Origin of the sequence: Candidatus Tisiphia endosymbiont of Mystacides longicornis, from assembly GCF_964031095.1 — a bacterium.
Classification (GTDB): domain Bacteria; phylum Pseudomonadota; class Alphaproteobacteria; order Rickettsiales; family Rickettsiaceae; genus Tisiphia.
The window spans coordinates 1334833-1360006 of the sequence record NZ_OZ035004.1; the positions used below are offsets into that span (position 1 = coordinate 1334833).

23 protein-coding genes and 1 pseudogene are annotated in these 25174 nt (G+C 32.9%); 14 read left to right on the plus strand and 10 right to left on the minus strand.

Annotated elements, in window-relative coordinates:
* Positions 1-128: 128 nt before the first annotated feature.
* Entirely contained in the window at positions 129-1238 is a 1110-nt protein-coding gene (locus ACQH6S_RS06770) for an IS66 family transposase (protein WP_425364395.1), read from the plus strand.
* Here ACQH6S_RS06770 and tnpB (ACQH6S_RS06775) read toward each other — a convergent pair.
* The 3 genes and pseudogenes from tnpB (ACQH6S_RS06775) to ACQH6S_RS06785 form a co-directional block, all read right to left on the minus strand.
* Positions 1235-1588, minus strand: a complete 354-nt coding sequence (gene tnpB / locus ACQH6S_RS06775) for an IS66 family insertion sequence element accessory protein TnpB (RefSeq protein WP_341752109.1) — start codon at positions 1586-1588, stop codon at positions 1235-1237. The genes ACQH6S_RS06770 and tnpB (ACQH6S_RS06775) overlap by 4 nt on opposite strands.
* A complete protein-coding gene (locus tag ACQH6S_RS06780; protein ID WP_341758053.1) occupies positions 1576-2001 on the minus strand; it encodes a hypothetical protein in 426 nt (141 codons plus the stop codon). Before ACQH6S_RS06780 ends, tnpB (ACQH6S_RS06775) begins: the two co-directional genes overlap by 13 nt.
* A 54-nt stretch (positions 2002-2055) precedes the next feature.
* A pseudogene (locus tag ACQH6S_RS06785) lies at positions 2056-3027 on the minus strand (PDDEXK nuclease domain-containing protein); the annotation flags it as partial.
* 382 nt (positions 3028-3409) lie between these two features.
* On the opposite strand from ACQH6S_RS06785, the gene ACQH6S_RS06790 reads away from it, so the two are divergent.
* Positions 3410-4036, plus strand: coding sequence for a chloramphenicol phosphotransferase CPT family protein (locus ACQH6S_RS06790; protein ID WP_425364448.1), 627 nt, complete (start codon positions 3410-3412; stop codon positions 4034-4036).
* Positions 4037-4421: 385 nt separating this feature from the next.
* Here ACQH6S_RS06790 and greA read toward each other — a convergent pair whose 3' ends face one another.
* A complete protein-coding gene (greA, locus tag ACQH6S_RS06795) occupies positions 4422-4913 on the minus strand; it encodes a transcription elongation factor GreA (protein WP_094649337.1) in 492 nt (163 codons plus the stop codon).
* A gap of 76 nt (positions 4914-4989) precedes the next feature.
* On the opposite strand from greA, the gene ACQH6S_RS06800 reads away from it, so the two are divergent.
* The 9 genes from ACQH6S_RS06800 to ACQH6S_RS06840 all read left to right on the plus strand — a co-directional run bounded on the left by ACQH6S_RS06800 (position 4990) and on the right by ACQH6S_RS06840 (position 15428).
* Positions 4990-5610: a diacylglycerol/polyprenol kinase family protein gene (locus ACQH6S_RS06800; protein ID WP_425360421.1), complete on the plus strand. Its 621-nt coding sequence runs from the start codon at positions 4990-4992 to the stop codon at positions 5608-5610.
* On the plus strand, positions 5607-7379 hold the full coding sequence (dnaG, locus tag ACQH6S_RS06805; RefSeq protein ID WP_425360420.1) for a DNA primase: 1773 nt from the start codon (positions 5607-5609) through the stop codon (positions 7377-7379). Before ACQH6S_RS06800 ends, dnaG begins: the two co-directional genes overlap by 4 nt.
* Before the next feature lie 17 nt (positions 7380-7396).
* Positions 7397-9313, plus strand: a complete 1917-nt coding sequence (gene rpoD / locus ACQH6S_RS06810; RefSeq protein WP_425360419.1) for an RNA polymerase sigma factor RpoD — start codon at positions 7397-7399, stop codon at positions 9311-9313.
* A gap of 246 nt (positions 9314-9559) precedes the next feature.
* Positions 9560-9973, plus strand: coding sequence for a helix-turn-helix domain-containing protein (locus tag ACQH6S_RS06815; protein ID WP_094649341.1), 414 nt, complete (start codon positions 9560-9562; stop codon positions 9971-9973).
* Between the two features lie 108 nt (positions 9974-10081).
* Positions 10082-10936 (plus strand): Rpn family recombination-promoting nuclease/putative transposase, encoded by an 855-nt coding sequence (locus ACQH6S_RS06820; protein WP_425360417.1) that lies wholly within the window; start codon positions 10082-10084, stop codon positions 10934-10936.
* Positions 10937-11146: 210 nt separating this feature from the next.
* Positions 11147-13135 (plus strand): sulfatase-like hydrolase/transferase, encoded by a 1989-nt coding sequence (locus tag ACQH6S_RS06825; protein WP_425360416.1) that lies wholly within the window; start codon positions 11147-11149, stop codon positions 13133-13135.
* Positions 13136-13194: 59 nt separating this feature from the next.
* Positions 13195-13629: a hypothetical protein gene (locus ACQH6S_RS06830; RefSeq protein ID WP_425364449.1), complete on the plus strand. Its 435-nt coding sequence runs from the start codon at positions 13195-13197 to the stop codon at positions 13627-13629.
* Positions 13630-13767: 138 nt separating this feature from the next.
* Positions 13768-14016 (plus strand): hypothetical protein, encoded by a 249-nt coding sequence (locus ACQH6S_RS06835; protein WP_341758049.1) that lies wholly within the window; start codon positions 13768-13770, stop codon positions 14014-14016.
* A gap of 302 nt (positions 14017-14318) precedes the next feature.
* Complete coding sequence (locus ACQH6S_RS06840; protein ID WP_425364395.1) at positions 14319-15428, plus strand: IS66 family transposase; 1110 nt, start codon at positions 14319-14321, stop codon at positions 15426-15428.
* Here ACQH6S_RS06840 and tnpB (ACQH6S_RS06845) read toward each other — a convergent pair.
* On the minus strand, positions 15425-15778 hold the full coding sequence (tnpB, locus tag ACQH6S_RS06845) for an IS66 family insertion sequence element accessory protein TnpB (RefSeq protein WP_341752109.1): 354 nt from the start codon (positions 15776-15778) through the stop codon (positions 15425-15427). The two genes, ACQH6S_RS06840 and tnpB (ACQH6S_RS06845), sit on opposite strands and share 4 nt — an antisense overlap.
* The gene (locus tag ACQH6S_RS06850; RefSeq protein ID WP_341758053.1) at positions 15766-16191 is read right to left on the minus strand and encodes a hypothetical protein; all 426 of its coding nucleotides are present in this window, start codon (positions 16189-16191) and stop codon (positions 15766-15768) included. Before ACQH6S_RS06850 ends, tnpB (ACQH6S_RS06845) begins: the two co-directional genes overlap by 13 nt.
* 14 nt (positions 16192-16205) lie before the next feature.
* Between ACQH6S_RS06850 and ACQH6S_RS06855 the strand changes: the two genes are divergently transcribed.
* Both ACQH6S_RS06855 and ACQH6S_RS06860 read left to right on the plus strand, forming a co-directional pair.
* The gene (locus ACQH6S_RS06855) at positions 16206-18026 is read left to right on the plus strand and encodes a ComEC/Rec2 family competence protein (protein ID WP_425364450.1); all 1821 of its coding nucleotides are present in this window, start codon (positions 16206-16208) and stop codon (positions 18024-18026) included.
* Positions 18027-18355: 329 nt separating this feature from the next.
* Positions 18356-18739, plus strand: a complete 384-nt coding sequence (locus tag ACQH6S_RS06860; protein WP_425364451.1) for a hypothetical protein — start codon at positions 18356-18358, stop codon at positions 18737-18739.
* Between the two features lie 14 nt (positions 18740-18753).
* Here the strand turns inward: ACQH6S_RS06860 and ACQH6S_RS06865 are convergent, their stop codons facing one another.
* Together ACQH6S_RS06865 and ACQH6S_RS06870 are read right to left on the minus strand one after the other, a co-directional pair.
* A complete protein-coding gene (locus ACQH6S_RS06865) occupies positions 18754-19272 on the minus strand; it encodes an IS630 family transposase (protein ID WP_425364377.1) in 519 nt (172 codons plus the stop codon).
* Positions 19236-19607 (minus strand): IS630 transposase-related protein, encoded by a 372-nt coding sequence (locus ACQH6S_RS06870; protein ID WP_425364376.1) that lies wholly within the window; start codon positions 19605-19607, stop codon positions 19236-19238. The genes ACQH6S_RS06865 and ACQH6S_RS06870 overlap by 37 nt, the downstream gene beginning before the upstream one ends.
* Positions 19608-19685: 78 nt before the next feature.
* On the opposite strand from ACQH6S_RS06870, the gene ACQH6S_RS06875 reads away from it, so the two are divergent.
* Positions 19686-20138 carry a hypothetical protein gene (locus ACQH6S_RS06875; RefSeq protein ID WP_425364452.1) on the plus strand — a complete coding sequence of 151 codons (453 nt, stop codon included), beginning with the start codon at positions 19686-19688 and terminating at the stop codon, positions 20136-20138.
* 45 nt (positions 20139-20183) lie between these two features.
* Here ACQH6S_RS06875 and dnaE read toward each other — a convergent pair whose 3' ends face one another.
* Both dnaE and ACQH6S_RS06885 read right to left on the minus strand, forming a co-directional pair.
* Positions 20184-23666, minus strand: coding sequence for a DNA polymerase III subunit alpha (gene dnaE / locus ACQH6S_RS06880; RefSeq protein ID WP_425360412.1), 3483 nt, complete (start codon positions 23664-23666; stop codon positions 20184-20186).
* Positions 23656-24960 (minus strand): UDP-glucose dehydrogenase family protein, encoded by a 1305-nt coding sequence (locus tag ACQH6S_RS06885; RefSeq protein ID WP_425360909.1) that lies wholly within the window; start codon positions 24958-24960, stop codon positions 23656-23658. Before ACQH6S_RS06885 ends, dnaE begins: the two co-directional genes overlap by 11 nt.
* Positions 24961-25174: the final 214 nt, after the last annotated feature.

The following is a 25174-nucleotide window of genomic DNA, read 5'->3' on the forward strand; positions in this document are numbered from 1 at the left end:
ACTGCTATAATGGCAAACTATATAATAGTGAAGCTAGAAAATTGCTACAATTTACAGGTAATGCTCCAATTACAGTCAACAGATATGTAAAGAAAACGTTACGCTGTAATGCTTGCGATTATACAGTTATGAACAATAAAAATATCAACAAATGGACAAATAGTAGCAGAAGTGCAATAGTGTTACAAAAGACCTATGGTACTCCTTTCTACCGTTTATCTAGGCTACAGAGTTTAAGCGGGGTTCCTATAGCATACAGCTCGCTCTGGCAACAATATTTAGATGTTTGGCAAGAAGGTGGTGGAGCTGAAATTTACGGGGTATTATTGGAAATGGCTGCCGAATGTAGTTCACTGAACCTTGATGATACTAGAGCTAGGATTTTAGAAATTACTATAGCCAATAAAAAATTACGTACTCAAAATAAGAAAGGACGCAGCTGTTATACTACTACAATATGTGCTAAGACTGCAAATAATGAGGTAATAGTTTTATATTTTACCGGTAATAGGCATGGTGGAGAAAATATAGGTAACGTACTAAAGAATCGTAAGAATAGAACAGATTCTATCCAATTAATGACTGACGCAAGTAACAATAATAACCCGGTATTATCAGAAGCAGATAAAGAATTACTGGCAATAATAGTGATGATCAATTGTTTGTCACATGGTCAGAGAAAATTTACAGAAAATGAACTATATTACCCTGAAGAATGCGGATATTTTCTCAAACAAACACGTGGGATTTACCACAATGAACATCAATGTAAAGAGATGAGTCCTGAAGAGAAACTTGGGTATCATCAGGAACATAGCAGTAAATATATAGAAAACATATATAACAAAATAGACGAATTATTTAACGACAAGAAAGTTGAGCCTAATAGTAGGCTTGGACAAGCTATGAAATATTGGATAAATAATAAAGAAGGTTTGACCCAATTTTTAAAAATCCCAGTTAGCAATCTTGATAATAATTGGGCTGAGAGATCACTGCGTACCATTATTTTACAAAGGAAGAATTCATTATTCTTTAAAACAATCAATAGTGCTGAGATACATAGTGGTCTGTATAGTATAGTAAAGACTTGTAGTGAGAACGAGATCAATGCCTTTAAATATTTAAATTGGCTACAAGAGCATAGTAGCAAAGCAAAGAAGCATCCTGAGGATTATACGCCTTTTGCCTATGCAAGATATATGAATAATACGGAATTAATCGAGACAGCAGCTTAAACGACAGGAAGCCAATCATTAGAGAATTTGGCAGAACTAGGATCGCCATTATGAATAAGAATGTGTAAGGTTCTATAACAAATTTGGTAAGATGAATTATCAGATGGGAAAAGTTTTGCCGTAAATTTACCTTTGGATAGGCGTTTAGAGCATAGCCAAAAGCCTTGACCGTCAAAGGACAAAATTTTAATGGCAGTTCTGTTTTTATTATAGAATAAAAACAAGGAACCATTAAGAGGGTCAGAAGAAAGTTTTTGTCTACAAACAGCGATTAAGCCATCGATACCCTTGCGAAAATCGATGGCAATAGTGGCAACAAAAATAACTGACGCCGGGGTTAGTTGCAGCATAAAAATGTCTGAATTATAGTTTTTGGCTCTAGTGTTTGGATAATAAGCTTGGTACCATTTGGTTTAATAATGTGACAAGTATAGTGATTTTGCTTGGGAGCAGCTACAGGATCGGTATCTATAGAATTTACTAGTTGAAATGGGAGAAAATTAATATTTTGTTGTAGGGATTGATTTGAAGTTGAGACAGAAGAAGTTTTGATGGTAGGTTCATGGGCTTTTTTAGTTGAACTAATTGTTGCTTTATTAATATTAAGATGTTTAGCTATCTCTTGGTAAGAATAATGATGGAGTAATTGGTGAACTAATTCCTTTAGATGGTTTGGTATAGGATCAAACTTATTAGTTTTAGTTTGACGCCAAGCTTTAAATTGCTGAGCTACTTGCTCAATAGTAATCGATGGTATTTGCATAGTATGAAACCCAAATGTATAAAAAATTCATACTAACAAAAAAATTAGATAAAGTTATGCAGTTTTGCTGCAAGTATACGTTGTCTGCTCAAGAGCCTTAATATCCTTGGACAATTCATCTTCAAGCTCTTCAATGGTTGGTAAGGATGTTTTAATATTTTCTGGCAAGCTTTCAGCCAACTTATATTCAGCAAGCCCAATCGGCTTAGTCATGTCTCGCAGTGCATATTCAGCCTTGATTTGTTCTCCTTTATCTTTACAAAGAATTAAGCCTATAGATGGATTATCTCCCGACTGCTTTAATAAATCGTCAACAGCTGATAAATAGAAATTCAATTGTCCTACATCACGAGGAGAAAATTTACCTGTCTTGAGTTCAATAATAATAAAGGCTCTGAGTTGCAAATGATAGAACAACAGATCAACATAATAGTCTTCATTTCCTATTGACAATTTATATTGTCGTCCTACAAAGGAAAAGCCTGCTCCAAGTTCAAGAAGAAATTTCTCCATGTGAGAAACTAATGCCCTTTCAACTTCTCTCTCATGAGCTTCATCGCCTATGCTGAGGAAGTCAAAAATATATGGATCTTTTAGAGTATAATGGGCTAAATCTGACTGCGGGGATGGTAGTTTATCTTTAAAATTTGTTATAGCTTGATTTTGACGTTTATGTAGAGCTAATTCAATTTGCATAACCATTACATTTCTTGACCAACCATATGCAATGGCGTGTTTAATATAAAACAAACGAGTTTCTTTATCTGCAATCTTATCCAAAAGAGTTAGATTATGATACCATGTTAATTGTGCAAGCACCTCTTGCACAAATGCAGGATCAGGATATTCTTTAGCAAATTGTTGCATATATTTCAGATTTCGAGTGCTAAATCCTTTCATTTCAGGAAAAGCAGATACTAAATCACGGCTAAGTTTGTCAATTATCTTAGCACCCCAACCATGTTGCTCTTGACGAGTTAAAATTTCGCTACCAATATAGTGGTATAAAATTATCAGCTCTTTATTAGACCTCTTGCATAACCTAATCTAATTGGTAATTTTGTTGTCAAAACTCGTCTCCGTTCCTCACGTACATCTTAGTACGCTGCGGTACTCGACTTCGTTTTTCCTAAAAATTCCTCAATTATCTTTAGGTTATGCAAGAGGTCTATTAACAGATCGGGCTGCTTGATAACGACTTATAGATACACGGGCTTTTAACTGTTCTAAAAACTCTTTATATTCTGTAGTGATAATATTTCTATCCATAGTGCTTCTATTAATTTATTGATATCCTAACTTATTACTATAGCTAATTTTATTGTATTCCTCTAATCATTTATAAAAATTTGCTCTAGACAAATTGGGAGATTTATAGTAGCAATACAAAATATCAGGAAGGTACAAGATGAGTAAGATTATATTTTTAAATGGATGTGGTTCTGCCGGTAAAACATCTATCGCAAGATCAATACAACATTTAAGTAAGGATTCTTGGCTTACTTTTGGTGTAGATAGTTTTATCAATATGATGCCATGCTCATATAATGATAAAGTATCTACTGAATATTTTACCTTTGTGTCAGGAACAAATGATCGGGGGGCAACTATGTGGGTTGAGAGTGGAGAAAAAGGTGAGCAACTTTTTGGTGTAATGCCAGATTTTGCCAATCTGCTTGCAAGCCGAGGAAATAATATTATTATTGATGAAGTATTATTTGATGACTCCGGTCTCAAATCTTACATAAAAACCTTGAGTAGCTATATTGTCTATTTTGTTGGAGTTTTCTGTGATCTTTCAGTGATGCAGGAGCGAGAAATTCTACGCTGTGATCGTGCGATAGGTTTATCGAATGATCAAATAGACAGAGTTCACGCAAGTAGCTTGCGTGAATATGATTTAACAGTTGATACTACCTCAAAAACAGCCTTTGCAAATGCCAAACAAATACTGGAATTTGTTGATAACAATCCTGCTCCTCAAGGTTTTATTACTATGCGTAAAATGGTATATAGCACAACTATAGTCAATTGATGGGAAGTTGGTGACGTCGTCACCATAGTACCCTACAATTTTTATTCTATAAGTATAAAACAGCATAAAAACGTCATTGCGAGAAGGCGTGAGCCTTACAACTGTTGAAAGTTAGAAGGTAAAGCGGGTTTTAGATAGGTTTTCTGTCATTGCGAGACCACGCAAGTAGGTCGTGGCAATCCATCTTTGGTTACTTTTATGGATTGCTTCGTCGACCTACGGTCTTTCTCGCTAATAGACGTTGACCACATACGACTTTTAAACTACCTGGTCTAAAACTGCTTCCTCTTCCAACTTTCAACAGTTGTGGTCTAGATTCCGCACCGAAGCGGGTATGACAACAGATTCACTCGTCCATATATGACTTATGGATTGCTCCTATATCTTAAATATCGACTAGTTCCTGATAGGTTACTTCCAAAACCTCATAAGATTTTGAACCTTTAGGAGTTGTAACTTCCACTATATCTCCAACCCCTTTACCAATGAGAGCCTTAGCGATTGGCGATACGATCGATACTCTCTTTTTAGTTATATCTGCTTCGTATTCTCCAACGATATGGTACACAACTACTTCCTCTGTTTCGTCATCGATCAACTTAACTGTAGCACCAAATTTTATGCTGTCACCTGAGAGTTTTGATGTGTCAATAATTTCAGCTCTTGCTACTTTATCTTCAAGATCTAAAATTCGACCTTCAATAAAACTTTGTTTGTCCCGTGCTGCATGCCATTCCGCATTTTCAGATAAATCCCCAAAATCTCTAGCTGTTGCTATAGCCTCAATTACTTTTGGTCTTTCTATATGCTTAAGGTGTTTGATTTCTTTCTCTAAGCTATCGAACCCTTTATGTGTAATAGGAAATTTCGTCATAATAATATGTCTTGTCTAAGTTAAGTTTTCTAGTATATTTGTTGTGTTAAACTTTGTCAAACAGCCCTTTTAGATTATCATGCAAACTAAAATATTTAAATTTGAGATACAACGCAAAACCTTCCATTTATACAGCTTGATTATACCACTATTTTATTTATTTTCATCTAAATTAATTATTACTACACTATTATTTTTACTTACTGCCTGTGTATTATATGTAGATATTGCCAGGAACTACAATTTATATATTAAAAAATTCACAGATAGATTTCTTAGAAAGTTTATGAGACCCGAGGAACAGAGCGGTTTATTTAGGTTAAGTGGTAGTAGTTTTATGGCAATTGGATTTTTTTTGACAGCTCTTTTATTTTCAAAAGGTTTAGCGATTTCGTCTTGGTTGATATTGATAATAGCTGATTGTCTTGCGGCATTAGTTGGTACTAAAATAGGTAAGCCTCTAGAAAATGGTAAGTCACTGGAAGGTTCTATTGCTTTTCTAATTTCTGCAATTTTTATTAGCATGTTGGTGTATTTTTTCATCGGTTATCATACTAGTTTTACTGTTATCATAATTAGTTCTGTAGTTACTGCTATTGGTGAATTTTATGCAAAAGATTTATTGATCAACGATAATTTATTAATACCTCTTACTTACTGCTTTTCTACGATTATATTCACCTTTATTTTAGGTTTATGAGAATTCCATTAGAATTTTATGAACTTCTTAGAACCCGGATTAATTTATCAGATATTGTTCGGCAAAAAGTAGTTTTAACTAAAAAATCTGGGAATTACTTGGGTCTATGTCCTTTTCATGTTGAAAAATCTCCATCATTTACTGTGAATGACGCCAAGAGGTTCTATTACTGTTTTGGCTGCACTGTTCATGGAGATGTTATAAAATTTGTTGCTAGCCTTAACGGTTTATCTTACAAAGAAGCAGCTATTAAACTTGCCAATGATTATGGCATTGAATTGCCTAAATTAACCGTAGAGCAACAAAAATTGCATGAAGAATCGGATGAACTACTTGATATCTTAGGGATGGCAGAAAGGTTTTTTACCTCACAATTGTCACAAGAAGTATGTAATTATTTACGTGACCGCGGTATTAGTAAAGAGGCAATTAAGGAATTTTCTATTGGTTTTGCTCCTCCGGCTAAGGAATTGCAGAAGTTTTTTGAAAAAAAATCAATATCTTTGAAAAAACTTCAAAAAGCAGGCTTAGTGGGCAAGGGAAATGATGGTACAATGTATGAGATATTTTATAACCGGATAATTTTTCCGATTAGGAATATTTATAACAAGGTAATTGGGTTCGGAGGACGAGTAATTGGTAATGGATTGCCTAAATATTTAAATTCTCCGGAAACCATATTATTTCAGAAAAATGAAACATTATATGGAGAGAATAATGCGATTAGTGTTGCTTATAAGAAAAACCATTCAATCTTGGTTGAGGGGTACTTAGATGTTATTGCCTTGCATCAGGCTGGTTTTAAAGAGACAGTAGCAAGTCTTGGTACTGCGGTTACAGAGAATCATTTGCAGAAATTATGGCGTGCCGGAGATGAAATAGCACTTTGTTTAGATGGTGATATGGCGGGGATAAAAGCTACTCAGCGAGTAATTAACCTAGTATTACCGTTGATAAATGGTAATAAGAAAATTTCCTTTGTGATGTTACCTGGCGGCAGTGATCCTAATGATATTATCAATAAAGATGGGGCAGGGGGCTTTGCCAAAATTTTTGATAAAAGGATTAATCTATCCGAAATGATTTGGCGTTCCGAATATGAAGGTAAGAGTTTTGTAACCCCGGAAGATAAAGCTATTTTGGAAAAGAATCTTGAAGATTATTGTAAGCAAATAAAAGATAGGACTCTTAGCCATAATTACTATAGATATTTTAAAGAGCAAATATGGCAAAATTTAATTAAACGTCAAAGTAAGGGAGGGGTAAGAAATTCAAATGTAATATTTTCAGCTCCTGACTATTCGGAAATTGAGATGTTAGAACAAGTTTTTTGTATGATGTTAGTAAAGTTTCCAGAGATAGTTAACAAGCAAGAAATAAAGGATTTTTTATTAACGTTAAATTTTCAAAACAAAATGCTTGAAGATTTTCGTGATTGGTATTTTGCAGAGATTATTAGCAATGATATGTTAGATCATGAGAATATTATTGATTTGGCAGAAAAAGCTGGATTTTATGAGACTTTTTCGCTATTGTCAAAATCTAATAATCTATTTCTAGATTTATCATTTAACAAGAATGATATAGATTCTGACTTGCTTTGGCAATGGTTGCATAAGAAACATCACCTAGTACTATTAAAACAAGAATATAGTTCCATTATTCAAAATGGAACGGATGAAGAATTGAAAAAAGCTATGCTATACCGAGAAGAAATTATGAGGGTCTCTAAAGAACTTTATAATCTAAACGAATCTTTTACTAATTGACTTAAGGTTTATAAATTATGACAGAAGTGAAAAAGAATATAGATGAAAAAGGCGAAGCAGTTGATAACTTAGTTAAATCAGCCAAAGCAAAAGGTAAGGCAGTTACTTATTATGATATAAATAAAGTTATTCCAATCACTAATAATATATCAGTAAATGATCTAGAAAAGGTAATATCAAAGTTTTCTGAGGCTGGAGTTGATATTATAGAAGGCGATGAAGATGAGATTAAACTTGATATTAATGTAGATGAAGAATTTAAACTATCTAATAATGTTGATAGTGAGCCTGAGGATGACAGTGAAGAAGAAAATATAGGCTCAACCGATGATCCAGTAAGATTATATTTACGAGATATGGGTGGAGTAGGACTCTTTTCTCGTGAGGCTGAAATAGAAGTAGCTCAAGATATTGAGGAAGGCAAAGAGATAATGGTTAAATCACTTTGTGAAAATCCAATATCGATGAAATTCTTTATTAAATGGCATGAGGATTTAGCTAATGAAAAAATCTTACTTCGAGATTTGATTGATTTAGAAGCTAATATGGTTCACGAATATTGTGGTAATTCTGAAGAAAATCATAATAACGATCTGGAATCAGACCATGAAGAGCATGAAGAAGCTAGTAATTTATCAATAGCTACTATTGAATTACAGTTATTACCTGCTGTTGTCAAGCGTATGGAAAAAATTGCTAAACTTTCTGAAGAGTTGTTAGTTGAAGCAAAAAAACATTATGCACGTTATCCTCAACCTAAGGGGTTGCAAGATAACAAAAAATATGCCAAGAATTTACAGTTAATAATTGTTGAAATTTCTGCTATCCATTTTCACTCTAAAAGAACGGAGGAAATTCTTAATAGAATATATAGTCTGAATAAAGAATTAGTGCATAAAGAAGGAAATTTTCTTAAATTAGCTGAAAAATATGGCGTAACTCGTCAATCTTTCCTAAGTGAATATATGGGAGCAGTAATTGATGAGAATTGGAAAAGGCAAATGCAAAAAAATAAAAATGCTAATTGGAGGAACTTCCTTGCTAAAGAATCTGATGTCACGGATCAAATGATTAGCGAATTAAGAAGCATGGAAGTGATTAGCGGTTTGCCAATTATTGAATTTAAAAAATTAGTGCATACCATACAAAAAGGTGAAAGACAGGTTCTTCGGGCAAAAAAGGCTATGATAGAAGCTAATCTTCGTCTAGTTATCTCGATTGCTAAAAAATATGCAAATCGTGGATTGCAGTTTTTAGATTTAATTCAGGAAGGAAATATTGGGTTAATGAAGGCAGTTGATAAATTTGAGTATCGTCGGGGGTATAAATTTTCTACTTATGCTACTTGGTGGATTAGACAAGCTATTACTAGAGCTATTGCTGATCAAGCTAGAACCATACGTATTCCTGTGCATATGATTGAGACCATTAATAAAATTATCCGTACTTCTAGGCAGATGTTGAATGAGTTAGGTTATGAACCAACTCCAGCAGAAATTGCCGCTCGCCTTTCTATGCCAGTTGATAAAGTACGTAAAGTGATGAAGATAGCTAAAGAACCAATTAGCTTGGAAAATCCAGTAGGCGATGATGATGGTAGCTATTTGGGAGACTTTATTGAAGATAAAAATGCTATATTACCACTTGATGCGGCAATTCAATCGAACTTACGGGAGGTCACAACTAGAGTATTAGCAACCCTTACTCCTCGTGAAGAAAGAGTTCTAAGAATGAGATTCGGTATAGGGATGAATACTGATAATACATTGGAAGAAGTAGGGCAGCAATTCAACGTTACTAGGGAACGTATTAGACAAATAGAGTCCAAAGCACTACGTAAATTGAAACATCCAACTAGATCTAAAAAACTTAGTAGCTTTCGTGGTGGTTCTAGAAAGCAAAATAATTCTTCTGAATCTGCTTTTGGTGGATAATTTTTGTGGATAATTTGCATAGGATTTTTGATAATTTGTATTTATTATAATCAAATATAAATTAATAAATTATTATTTGTTTACTTTTTGATTGAGATACCTTAATATTTAAATATAGTCAATTCATGGGAATTGGGTAGCATGAACGATGAGGACGCCTATGAGTAATAGGCGAGCATTGAGCGAAGGCTTCACCAATTTCTCATCAATTGACATATATCAATTTTTACAAATAAAGTGTTATATATGGTAAACTTACAGACCAAACTTAACTCATTAATGATTCAAAAAAATATTAATGCTGTAGAAATAGAAAAGAAAACTGGAATAAGTAGAAATACTGTTTATAGCATTTTGTATGGTAGCTCAAAAAATCCTAGTGCTAGTAATTTGCAATTAATTGCCAAAGCCTTAGATGTTAATTTGGAAGCTCTTATTGTTGACAGTGAAATAAACCTTGAGGTGCTAACTGTTGAGCAGATGAAAATCTTTAGCAAGGCTACTAGTATAACAATTAATATGTTAATTGAAAAAAATTTAAACTTTTCATTTACTAATCTTACAGCCCTAATAAAAGAAATATATGAATATGCTCTGAAAAAACAGTCTGTTGATAGTACATTTGTAGATTGGATGATTGAGAAATATCACAAACCTTAATTTTATCCGATCAGCATACCTATTAGTATTTATGAATTTCGTTCAGCAGGAAAGTGATTACACTATCTTTCTTGAAGAACATCGAGCATATAGAAGGAAGTAATTGATATGCAAAAATATTTAGACCCAACAAATGATAGTCTATTTAAGAAAATCTTTAGTGATCTGGAGAGGCTAAAAGAATTTCTTAATAGTATTCTTGATTTACCTGAAAAGCATAGAATTAAGGAAATCAACTTTCTTTCATTAGAACATTTACCTAGAATTCATCAAGGTAAGAGAAGTGTATTTGATTTGAAAGTTAAAGATGAGTCAGATCATTGGTACATTATCGAGATGCAGAAAAGAAATGAAACCGATTATTTAAAAAGATTACAATATTATTCTGCTCATTCATATGTTCAACAACTTACAGAAGGGGTGACTCACAATGATTTATTACCGATAGTAGTAATATCATTAATGAAATCAAAAATATTTGCTGAAGAAGTACCATATATAAGTTTTCATAAAACTATTGAGACCACAACTAAGAAACAGCAACACATATTTGATATATCGTATGTCTTTATAGAGCTTAAAAAATTTAAAGATATTAAGCAACCATTATTGAGTATTGCCGATGAGTGGTTACATCTATTTAAATATGCAACAAAAGAAAATACCCCCCCTGTAGGAATTAAAAGTAGTAAGGTATTAGAAGCTTACCATGTTATCGAGATGCATGGACTAACACCAGCAGAATACGACTTATATGTAAGATGCAAATTGCAGGAAGATGCGGAAGATATTGCTTTAGAAGAAAGCTTTAAAGAAGGCAAAGCTGAAGGTAAAGCTGAAGGTATTAAAGAAAACGCTATAGTTATAGCAAAGAAAATGCTGAAAGAAGGCTATCCTATGGAAGATATAAGTAAATTAACCGAACTAACCATTGAAGAAATAAAGAAGTTAAAAGAAGAATAGCCTATGAGCAAAGAAGTAACTGCTAATATGCCGAAGGAAATATGTATAGTCAATGTATCAAACAGTGGCATTGAGTAATCAAAAAATTCAAAATCTGATTAGCTATAAATTGACAAGTAATAAAATTTTCTATACTATTAAAATCTGATTTAATTAACCAGAGGGGATAGCAGTATTTATAAGCCTCCAAGACTTTTTTGCTCTTATTAGATGATAAAAACATTGTTCAATTTTCCTATTGTTAGAATTTATCTAATATTTCAGTTTATTACCCGCGTCCTATTAAGCTCATACGCTTTATGGCAACAACAAATAACCATATCTGATCTAGTGTCAATTTTTGTTATTGGTACTCTTAATGATCTAATATCTCTTTGTTATTTTTTACCGATAATTTTACTGCTGATCATTGGCTTCCATAAATTATTGGCTCGGCATAAATTGTTGTATTTAAGCTGTTGCTTTATTGGTTATTTCTGTACTATTGCTCTATTAATATTTATTACCATTGCCGAGATTATTTTTTGGGATGAGTTCGGTGTTAGATTTAATTTTATTGCGGTAGATTATTTAATTTATACCAATGAAATTATTGGTACTGTAAAAGAATCTTTGCCCTATATAGAAATATTACTAGCTATTATAGTGATTGCACTATTGATTAATTTTTACTTGAGAAAATATATAATTAATCAAGCAAGTACTATAATAAATAGTAAGAAATATATTCTCTGCACGATAATGCTATTTTTCTTTAGCCTACTGGCTTTTAATTTTTATAACCCTAATAAAATTGATATAAATTCTAATAAATATGCTATCGAACTTGCTAGAAATGGTCATTATCAGTTTTTCTCTGCCTTTTTTAATAATAGTTTGGATTATAATAGTTTTTATCCAGTAATTGATAAAAAACGGGCTTTAGATATTGTTCGCAACAGTTTATCAAAAAATGAAGAACTATACTCAGATGACTCTACTATAGCACGTTATATCAAAGCTAATTCTTCTAATAATAAAAAATATAATATTATATTTATTACCGTAGAAAGTCTTAGTAGCGAATTCATGGGTAAATTTGGCAATCAACAAAATATTACACCAAATTTAGATAGATTAGCTGAGCAAAGCATATTTTTTACCAATCTATATGCAGTAGGCACTAGAACAGTAAGGGGTTTAGAGGCTATTACTTTATCAGTACCACCAACTCCTGGTTCATCCATTATCCGCCGCCCTGAGAATCAGTCACTATTTAATATAGCTACTGTTTTTAGGAATCAAGGCTATGTTACTAATTTCCTATTTGGTGGCTATAGCTACTTTGATAATTTACAAAATTATTTTCACGGTAATGGTTATAACATAATTGATCGAGGCAATCTAAAATCCAATGAGATAAGTTTTGCTAATATTTGGGGAGTAGCGGATGAGGATATACTAATAAAAGCACTGGAGTTAGCTGATCAAAATTACCATCAAGGCAAAGCCTTTTTCTCATTAATTATGACTACCTCTAATCATCGCCCTTATACTTTCACCGAAGGTAGAATTGATTTGCTGTCTGGTAGTGGGCGTAATGCAGCAGTTAAATACACCGACTATGCTATTGGTAGGTTTCTTGAATTAGCCAAAACTCACCCCTGGTTTGATAATACTATCTTTGTTATCACGGCTGACCATTGTGCGTCAAGTGCTGGTAAAACTGATTTACCAATTAATAAATATCACATACCTCTATTAATATATGCTCCTAATATATTAAAACCACAGATAGTTGATAATTTATCAAGTCAAATTGATATTGCCCCTACTATTTTGGGATTATTAAATTTTTCATATAATAGTAAATTTTTTGGTCAAGATATATTAAATACGCCGGCAAACAGGGCTTTTATCAGTACTTACCAATTGCTTGGGTTTATGAAGGATAATCATTTAATTATCTTACGCCCACAGGAGCAACCAAAAACTTATAAATTAGTTGATGAAGATATAGTCAATTCAGGAGAATTTGGGACTAGGAGCGATGGAGTGACGCCTATAAGTAATAGGCGAGCATTGAGCGACAACGTCCCCAACTTCTCATCAATTGACTATAAAATAGAGATTGATAATATTCCTCGTCTAGTAGAAGAAGCTATTAGTTTTTATCAGATAGCTTATGATTTATATATTCATGGTGAAATGAGGGAATAGATTACTTGATTTGTATCTAATAGTAGAGTATCTTAAAAGTAACTCTGCTATTCGGTGCGATGATCCTGAGAAACTACAAATTAACTCTTAATTTTTTCACAAGCATTTTAGAACAAGAATATCACCATCTCAATCTTTGGTATTTTGTTAGTTTCATTTGTGGTATTGGTACTTATTTTACCTTAAGTAAGGAACCTTCTTTTATATCTATTCTAACTATTTTCACAATTTCCTTATCGCTACTAATTTTAAGAAACAATATATTTGGGCGATTTATTTCGGGAATAATTATCGCCTTTTTTTGTGGTATGCTAGTTGGCAAATATCGCGTATCAAATTTACATGTTAGTACTATTAACAATCCAATAATCTCAAGAGTAAGCGGTATCGTAGAATCGATGAAACCAACTACTCATGGTATGCAGGTTATATTATATCAAGTAAAAATTCAGAAACTTAGTATACTTGCAGCAAAACTGCGTAACACTATCTAATTTCTTTGCTAGTATGAATTTATTGTATAAATTTGGATTTCTACTATGCAAATATCACCGATTAATAAAAAACAGATTAATAAAAAAACTAGTTGAAAAAGTAGCAGTCATATTATAATATTTGAAATATTAATAATAATGATAATTAATCAAATGAAAAAACCAAAAGTAGCGACCTTAAGTGCTGAAGAACGAGAAGAACTAATACAGCATGTCAAGGAAAGTTCATTAACGGGAGATGAACAGCAAACGATAGTAGAGCTTGTGAAATTTTGTAACGAGCTAATAGACAAGCTAGCATCATCAAATATCAGTATAAATAAGCTTAAGGAAATGCTGATTGGTTTTAAGGCAGATCACAAAAAAAAGATAGTTCAGATTCATTAAAAGAACCGCCAGGTGAATCTGATAACGGGAATGGTGGTAATGAAGGAGAGTGCGATAAGCCCAAAAAGATAGATCGTAGTAATTGGCAAGGTAAATATGGGTTTGATGATTATAAGGATGCGAATACCAGCTATTTAACTCCTGAGAATTTTTGTAGTGGTGATAGCTGTCCTCACTGCTATAATGGCAAACTATATAATAGTGAAGCTAGAAAATTGCTACAATTTACAGGTAATGCTCCAATTACAGTCAACAGATATGTAAAGAAAACGTTACGCTGTAATGCTTGCGATTATACAGTTATGAACAATAAAAATATCAACAAATGGACAAATAGTAGCAGAAGTGCAATAGTGTTACAAAAGACCTATGGTACTCCTTTCTACCGTTTATCTAGGCTACAGAGTTTAAGCGGGGTTCCTATAGCATACAGCTCGCTCTGGCAACAATATTTAGATGTTTGGCAAGAAGGTGGTGGAGCTGAAATTTACGGGGTATTATTGGAAATGGCTGCCGAATGTAGTTCACTGAACCTTGATGATACTAGAGCTAGGATTTTAGAAATTACTATAGCCAATAAAAAATTACGTACTCAAAATAAGAAAGGACGCAGCTGTTATACTACTACAATATGTGCTAAGACTGCAAATAATGAGGTAATAGTTTTATATTTTACCGGTAATAGGCATGGTGGAGAAAATATAGGTAACGTACTAAAGAATCGTAAGAATAGAACAGATTCTATCCAATTAATGACTGACGCAAGTAACAATAATAACCCGGTATTATCAGAAGCAGATAAAGAATTACTGGCAATAATAGTGATGATCAATTGTTTGTCACATGGTCAGAGAAAATTTACAGAAAATGAACTATATTACCCTGAAGAATGCGGATATTTTCTCAAACAAACACGTGGGATTTACCACAATGAACATCAATGTAAAGAGATGAGTCCTGAAGAGAAACTTGGGTATCATCAGGAACATAGCAGTAAATATATAGAAAACATATATAACAAAATAGACGAATTATTTAACGACAAGAAAGTTGAGCCTAATAGTAGGCTTGGACAAGCTATGAAATATTGGATAAATAATAAAGAAGGTTTGACCCAATTTTTAAAAATCCCAGTTAGCAATCTTGATAATAATTGGGCTGAGAGATCACTGCGTACCATTATTTTACAAAGGAAGAATTCATTATTCTTTAAAACAATCAATAGTGCTGAGATACATAGTGGTCTGTATAGTATAGTAAAGACTTGTAGTGAGAACGAGATCAATGCCTTTAAATATTTAAATTGGCTACAAGAGCATAGTAGCAAAGCAAAGAAGCATCCTGAGGATTATACGCCTTTTGCCTATGCAAGATATATGAATAATACGGAATTAATCGAGACAGCAGCTTAAACGACAGGAAGCCAATCATTAGAGAATTTGGCAGAACTAGGATCGCCATTATGAATAAGAATGTGTAAGGTTCTATAACAAATTTGGTAAGATGAATTATCAGATGGGAAAAGTTTTGCCGTAAATTTACCTTTGGATAGGCGTTTAGAGCATAGCCAAAAGCCTTGACCGTCAAAGGACAAAATTTTAATGGCAGTTCTGTTTTTATTATAGAATAAAAACAAGGAACCATTAAGAGGGTCAGAAGAAAGTTTTTGTCTACAAACAGCGATTAAGCCATCGATACCCTTGCGAAAATCGATGGCAATAGTGGCAACAAAAATAACTGACGCCGGGGTTAGTTGCAGCATAAAAATGTCTGAATTATAGTTTTTGGCTCTAGTGTTTGGATAATAAGCTTGGTACCATTTGGTTTAATAATGTGACAAGTATAGTGATTTTGCTTGGGAGCAGCTACAGGATCGGTATCTATAGAATTTACTAGTTGAAATGGGAGAAAATTAATATTTTGTTGTAGGGATTGATTTGAAGTTGAGACAGAAGAAGTTTTGATGGTAGGTTCATGGGCTTTTTTAGTTGAACTAATTGTTGCTTTATTAATATTAAGATGTTTAGCTATCTCTTGGTAAGAATAATGATGGAGTAATTGGTGAACTAATTCCTTTAGATGGTTTGGTATAGGATCAAACTTATTAGTTTTAGTTTGACGCCAAGCTTTAAATTGCTGAGCTACTTGCTCAATAGTAATCGATGGTATTTGCATAGTATGAAACCCAAATGTATAAAAAATTCATACTAACAAAAAAATTAGATAAAGTTATGCAGTTTTGCTGCAAGTATACGAAACTTAAACAAGTTTTACAAAAAGTCAGAATAAGTATGCCGGCAAAATATGCCCAAAAAATTAATATTAACGATAATATTAGCCTAGTGGCAAGGCTTTATAAACCACAAAGCAGTATTCTGCCGGGTGGTTATGATTTTGGCTTTTATGCATATTTAGCGGATATTAATGCTACTGGCTATGCACTGTCCCCCCTTAAAATTATAGCACATAGTGATCTCTACACTAATAGTTTTGTCTATAAAATTAAAAAAAATATTTACAACCGCCTGATTCAAATACTTGGTTCTATAAAAGGTAATTTCGCCGCTGCAATATTACTAGGTGAAAGCAAAGCCATCGATCGAAAATTAATGAAAGAAATGAGACAAAGCGGTATATCCCATATACTTTGCGTTTCCGGCTTACATTTATCATTGGTAGCGATGCTGTTTTTTATATCCACCAGATTCTTGTTAAATTTATCAAACTATATTGCTTATAATTATGATATAAAGTTAATTGCAGCAATTTGTTCTTTAATAGGAAGCTATGGTTATTTGCAACTAAGTGGCATGCAAATTGCTGCTACCAGAGCCTTCATTATGACAGCAATCTTTATTTATGCGGTTATGATAGGACGCAAGCCATACCCTCTAAGGTCATTAGCAATTGCGGCGTTCGTCATATTATCAATGAATCCAGAATATATATTTCACCCAAGCTTCCAATTATCTTTTGTCGCAGTATTATCACTAACTGCTGGTTATGAATTTTACATAAGGAATCAATGGATATTAGGTGAAAGCAAGGGCATATTTTCTTCAATCAAATTTTATATTGCCTCTAATATTTATTCAAGCTTCCTTGCCGGTATAGTTACTGCTCCCGTTGTAATAAACCAATTTTATACATTTCCTACTTATTCTATTCCGATGAACCTTATTGCTATACCAATAATGTCTTTCTTTTTGATGCCATTATCTATTATCTCGGTATTTTTAATGATCTTCGGTATAGACCAGTACTGTCTAAAATTAATAGGTTTTTTCATTAATATAATTATTGAAGCGGTGAAATTTACTAACACGTTACCATTATCAGTATGGTATTTTGGCTATATAAGCCAAGTTAGCTTAATTACTTTCTTATTTGGCTTTTTATGGCTTTGTTTGTGGAGAACTAAATGGCATTTTCTTGGGCTAATTATAATTATTATATCAGTAATTTTAATGCTGAACTCTCCTAAACCTAATGTCATATTTGATATAAATTTAAACGCTATTGGTATAAAAAATAGCAATGGTGAACTTGACATTTATGCTATAGTCAATTCAGGAGAATTTGGGGCTAGGAGCGATGGAGCGACGCCTATAAGTAATAGGCGAGCATTGAGCGACACCGTCCCCAATTTCTCATCAATTGACTATAATGAAATGCCAGAATTTAAACGTATATATTGGGCTAACTGGTTTGGTCAAAAGGATGCTAAAATATTTCCCTTAAAAATTCCCTTAGAAAAAAATATTTTTACTTCCCATGGGTACACAATTTTGATAGATTCTAGTTTGATAGATTTGAAACAAGTTACTCCGAATGAAATATGTAAAAATGTCGATATATATATTAATCTGCTAGGTAACAACCAATGTAAAGGCAATAAGATTACTGTTAGTAGAGAATTTTTAAAAGAATTTGAAGTAATAATGATATTTTGTAATCAGCATCAATGTACCATTAAAACCAATAGTAACAAAAGATTTAGTTTTAGGTAAAAATATATAGTACCCTACATAAGAGTCATTGCGGTATCATGTAAGTAGGTCGTGCAATCTATTGTTTTTGGATTGCTTAGGAGGCTTACGCCTTCTCGCAATGACGCTTGAATTGCATTCCTGTCATTGCGAGGATTACACAAACCTCAGGTGTCATTGCGAGACCATGTAATGGTCGAAGCAATCAATTACTCAAGCTGTAGTCAATTGATGAGAAGTTGGGGGCGTTGTCACCGTCGCTTGCCTATTACTTATAGGCGTCGCTCCATCGCTCCTAGCCCCAAATTCTCCTGAATTGACTATAAATAACATTAATTAAAGATATTTTTATGCCATTAGAAAAATTTAAATCAGATATAGCTGATATTGTTGGTGAATCAAAGGAAGGATTTGTAGAGGAAGTAAATCGCTTAAAAAGTCTGCTCAATTTTAGCTTTGATTCGCGATATGGTTCTGAACTTGCCAAAGCTGTAAAAAAGATGGGCATAGAACAAGAAACAGTAATACAGGTATCTTTGGATGATGATACCGCAAATGTACTGTCACCAACTGAAAAAGATATTGGACAAAATTTTGGTGAGTTTAAAGGCAATATTGGTACCACTCTCAATGCTCATGGCGAACTTGCTAAAGGATATGCTGCTGAATATGCTCAAGGACAACCTCACTTAGATAAATTCGGTCAGCAAGCTAAAAAAATGAATGTGTTATAGTAAATCAAATTGAATTAGGTGACAAAGAATGCAGAAATAGCTTTAGATAATGTACCAATTTCCGCTATTTTGTTTCGAATCCATCGCTTCATATTAGCCCAAAATTTTTCTATTGGATTTAAGTCTGGAGAATATGGGGGTAAAAAAATAACTTCACAACCAACTGATTCTATTAGCTCTTTTGTCTTTTGAGATTTATGAAAACTAACGTTATCCATCACTACAACCTGTCCTGCTGTTAACTCTTTAATCAAAAATTTTTCAACCCAATTATTAAATAGTTCTGTATTACAAGTTTTATTAAAAACAAAAGGGGCTATTGGTTTGTTATTTACTAAACCAGCTATTATATTAGTCCTTTGATAATGCTTCCCACTCTTCTTGCCAATCAATAATTCTCCTATCTTACCCCAACCTCTATCTTGGCAAATTGTCATATCTATACCACTTTCATCAAGATATACTATTTTATCTTTATCATATTTACTGATCTTTTCTAAATAATCAGATCGTTTCTCTGCACTTGCTTCCAAATAGCTAAAGGTTTTTTTTTATAACTAAATCCTAACTTTTTTAATATATTAGCTACTTGAGAACCTGTAATTCCAAAATTCTTACCAATTTCTTGTAGCTTACTATTAGGGTTATTTGTTACGAAATATTCCAATGCTTTTTTATCAATCTTACTTTTAAATCCTAGTCTAGCTCTTGCCAGCACTGTTCCTTCTTTTCTTCTCCTTACGTTCCAACGGCTAATTGTATTTTTATGTATAGCAAATATTCTAGCAGCAGATTCTTGACTATTACCTTTTTCTATATAATTTATTACTTTTTCTCTTAAATCTTGACTATATGGACTTGTTGACATTTTTTCCTTTATTTATACCACATCTTATCACCTAATTCAATTTGATTTACTATAATAGATGAATTACCACATAATTCTTTGCAGGAAGCAACTGAACAAATTGAAACCATTGCCACTATTGAGGCTGGTACAAACAAAATATATTCGAAATTACAATCTTCCCCAAATGATCTAAAGCATACTATCCATCCAGAACATATTGTAACTATCAATAAGTTAGGGGCAGGACTTAGGAAATATATTGAATCATTTGTTAAATCGCCTGAAGAACAAAAAGAAGCTTTTATGCAAAATGGGGTTGAGACGATTCAAGCTATTGATAAAGCTAATAAAACTGATGGATTGCAAAATAGTAAGACTGCATTAGAGAAAATATTAAGCAAGTTTCATAGCACAGAAACAGTGGGTTCTAAACTATATCACCGTCTAATAAAAGTTCTAAAGAAAGACGATATATCTGTAAGCAACACTATTAAACCCGATACTACCCCTTATAACACAAAACACTCTAATAAAGATAAGGGGCGGTAGAGTTTTGGCAATGGAATCATACTGTTTGGCAAAGATATCCTTAAATTAATTTGCAGAACATGACGTAAATTGATTGAGAAATTCAAAATCTTCAGTTTCTAGAGACAAAATCTCTGGTAAACAGATTTTAGCTGTAAAGTTATTATCTATACTAACCTTAAGCAATAAAATTATTCTGATATTATTACGTTCAGGGTTAATACGCTTTTTCAGCAAATCGACTATTTGACATAATTCAGAATGATTTTGTGGGTACAGTTTTATCTCTAATCGTTCTTCATTTATTATATCATCAATAGTTGCGAAACTTTTAGCAATTAGTCTTATTCCTCCAGCGTCTTTAAACAAATCACAACTCACTACCACTAAACTTTGAACATCGAGTAAATGAACGAAATTCTTTAATATTTCTTCACTATAAATAGTCAGTTCAAAAATGCCAAATTGATCAGATAGTTGTAAAATGACAAACCTGCCGCGAGATGACATACGTGAATCCTTTTTTTGTATTACACCAGCTATCTTTATCTGACTTGAACCATCTAGAAAGTCATTTTGTAGATTAATTGAAGTCAAAATATTAAGCCGGGATAGCAAATCTTGATGTTTTGATAATGGATGTAATGTAATAAACAGCCCTAATACCTCAAATTCATAGCAAGATGCAGTATTATTATCCAGTGGTTCTGCGTCAATTAAAATTTGCTGATTTATGGAACTTACCTTAATCAGACTAAATTGATCAGAAATTTTTTCGGCATGATAGGAAGAAGCATAAGCTAGAAGTTTAGAGATACTTAATAATAACTGATTACGATTAGAATGTAGTGTATCAAAACATCCAGCTTTAATAAGATTTTCTAATAATTTTCGATTAATTGATTTAAGCGGTAGCCTTTCAATAACATCTATAATATTTTTAAATTTACCATTTTTAACTCGTTCTTCTACTAATATTCTACCAAAATCAACCGTAACGCTTTTAATAGCAGCTAGGGCATAAATTATCGATTTAGGATTTTCGACATACTCTTCAGCTTCTTGTGATGTAGCTATAGTACTAAAATAACCAGAGGAAAGATTGATATTAGGAGGGATAATAGCAATGTTATTATTTTTGGCTTCTTGAATGAATAGATTGATTTTATCATGGTTATTTAGTTCAAGATTTAAGCATACTACCAAGAATTCAGCTGGGAAATTAGCTTTCAGATAGGCTGTTTGATAAGATATTACTCCATAAGCTGATGCGTGGGCTTTATTAAAACCATAGCTAGCAAATTTAGCGACCGTTGCAAAAATGGATTGGGCTTGCTGACGTGAGATGCCTTTGGCTATTGCCCCTTTCACAAAACTTTCTTCTTGTTCTGCCATTTCGGATTTTATTTTTTTTCCCATAGCTTTACGAAGTATATCTGCTCCACCTAAACTATAGCCTGCCATTTCTTTGGCAATTTCTAAGACCTGTTCTTGATAGATAATAACTCCATAAGTTTCTTCTAGAATTGGTTTAAGCATCTCATGCAAGTAATCCGGTTGTTGCAAACCATGTTTACAAGCAATATAAGTTGGGATGTTCTCCATCGGACCAGGACGGTATAACGCTCCTAACGCTATTATATCTTGAATGGAGTCAGGTTTAAGACGCCTTAAACTATCCTGCATTCCGTTGCTTTCAAATTGGAATACCCCAATAGTTCGACCACTACATAGCATTTCATAAGTTTTTTGATCATCAAATAGCATATTAGTAAAATCAATATTTATGTTCTGCTCTTTTAGCAGTTCTAAACATTTAGTAATGACAGTTAGAGTTTGCAGTCCTAAAAAATCAAATTTAATTAAACCAGCAATCTCAGCATATTTCATCGAATATTGTACTACCAACATTTCCGAGTTTAGGTCTTTATAAACCGGTAATATTTCTACTAAATCTTTGCCAGCTATCACAATTCCTGCTGCATGAGTAGAAGCATGTCTATTAAGCCCCTCAAGTACTAAAGATGTGTCCAGAACTTGTTTGATCAGCTCCTCTTGCCCATCTAAATTATACAAACCTTCACCACGTGCTGCTATGCTTAACTCCTTTATTTCCTTAATAGCCTGATTTAGTGTAACAGGAGAAACAGCATTAAATGGTACAAGATCAGTTAAATATTCAGCATATTTATAAGGTAAACCAAGAACTCGTGAGACATCTTTGATCACAGCTTTTGCTTGCATCTTACCAAAAGTGATGATTTGTCCAACTTTGTTATCCCCATATTTAGAACATACGTAATTTATAACTTCCCCTCGTCGCTCTTGACAAAAGTCAATATCAAAATCTGGCATTGATATACGTTCTGGGTTAAGAAAACGCTCAAATAATAGACCGAACTTAAGAGGATCAAGATCAGTGATTAAAAGACTCCACGCAACTACTGATCCTACCCCAGAACCTCTACCAGGACCTACCATAATACCTTGTTGCTTGCTCCATTTTATAAAATCAGAAACTATCAGGAAATAGCCAGAAAAATCCATTCGACAAATAATATCTAGTTCATAATTAAGACGAGTTAAATATTGCTGTTTAACATCTTCCTGCTCATCTATGGCAATATTTTCTCGTTTAAATTTTGTAGCAAGTCTTAATAGTAATCCGGCTGTCGATTCTTTTTTAATTATGTCTACTTCATTAATATTTAGACTAGAGAAATTTGGTAACATTGGTGGATTAGCATGTGCCATAAAATAGCATCTTTGGGCTAAATGTACCGTATTCTGTACAGCATTAGGTAAATCACTAAAAAGTTCTAGCATTTCTTTTGGTGATTTAAAATAACATTCGTTACTTACCTTTTTACGATCCTCCACTTCTTTACTAACCCCAGTAGATATACATAATAATACGTCATGGGCATCATGCATATTAACATCACTAAACAATACTTTATTGGTAGCAACTAGTGGAATACCAAGATTACTGGCTATTTTTATATAACTTTCTTCTATAGATTGTTCTACTGCTAGATTATGTCGCATAATCTCAAAATAGAAACGATCAGCAAAAATGCTTTGTAGCTTAGTTGCCCAAAAAATGGCTAATTCCTCATCCTTAGCAATAAGACTTTTACCAATTATACCATCAGTATAACCGGATAAAATAATCAGCCCTTCCTGGTACTTAACTAAATCATCAAAAGTAATATGATTGCAAATTTTACGATCATTTTTAGTAAAACTATCACTAACCGCCTTTAGCAGATTCTTATAACCAATTTCATCCTTGGCAATAAGCATAATTTCACAAAAACTATTCTCGGTAAAAGCAATATTTACAATTGCCGCATTTATAGGTTGTATTCCTGCTTTACAGCTAGCTAGAGCAAATTCTAACGAGCCAAATAAATTCCCCCTATCGGCTAAACAAATTGCTGGTATTTTATGCAATTTAGCTAATTCCACTATACGATCAATTGTTAAAGCACTCTCAAGAAATGAATATGAGCTTTGTACTCTTAAGTGAATGAAATCAAACTGCATCTTTTATACCAATAAGATAATATTTAAATCCAAGAGCCTTTAGCATATCTCCATCAAGAATATGCCTGAGATCAAGAATTATAGGAGATTTAACTTGATGGCGAATAAGCGACCAATCTAAATCTTTAAACTCCGACCATTCGGTAGCCACTATAATTATATCACTATTTTTGCATGCACTAAGTGCTGAATCAGCAAAAAATACATTTTTTACTTCTTTTTTAGCATTATTCATACCTACCAGATCGAAAACTCTAATATTTGCTCCTTTATCAACTAAGATTTTGACGATCTTAATAGCTGGACTCTCTCTAACATCATCCGTACCAGCTTTAAAAGTCAGGCCCAATACACTAATAACTCTATTATGTAAATCGTTGCCTATGATATCATGAATTTTATCTACCATATCATATGGTCTCTGATAATTACTATTTATAACAGAATTAACTATTTGAAAATTACATTGATAATGTTTAGCTATTTGTCCAAGTGCTAACATATCCTTAGGAAAACATGAGCCACCAAATCCGGGTCCAACATTTAAAAATTCTTTACCTATTCTCTTATCTAGTCCAACCCCACAAGACAGATCCTTAGTATTTGCCCCCATTTTCTCGCATAAATTTGCCATCTCATTAATAAAAGCAATTTTGGTCGCTAAGAAAGCGTTTGAGACATATTTAGTAAGTTCTGCAGTAACCAAATCAGTACTTACCATAGGTATATTCTTGGTAATCAAAGGTCGATATATCTCTTTTAGTAAATCTTCTGCCTGTTTATTATTGGTGCCAATTAATATTCTATCAGGGTTTAAAAAATCCTCTATAGCAGTACCTTCTCTAAGAAATTCAGGATTTGAAGCAACGGAAAATTTAAAATTCTTGTTATTTAAATAATCAATAATTTGGTTACATGTTGTTGGAGGTACAGTCGATTTTATAATAATCAAACAATCATCTTTAATCCATGGGCATAAATTATCGATAGCAGTAAATATATATTGTAAATCAGCTTTTCCTGAAGGTAGAGACGGCGTTCCTACCGTAATAAATACCGCTTGTGAATTTTGTAATTCAGCCGAATAGCTAGCTGTAAATCGTAACTTACCAGATTTTACTAATGGCGGTAAATATTCAGCTAGTTTTGGTTCATAAATTGGTAAAATATTTTTTTTTAATTGGTCGATCTTAGAAATATCACTATCTAAACAAGTAACGTCGTGTCCTAGGTAACTCATCATTACGCCAGATACTAGCCCAACGTAACCAGTACCTATAACATGAAGTTTAATATTCATTAATTATCCTTATATACTTAGTGCAACAACTTTGTTATGCTATAATGCTATATTTAGGAGGTTGCCTCCTAACCCGATGTCATTGCGAGCGAACGTATGTGAGCGTGGCAATCCATGAAGTTTGTCATATGGATTGCTTCGTTGCCGCAAGGCGGCTCCTCGCAATGACGTTTGGCTAAAAGTATACATTAATTGACCAAATACTAAA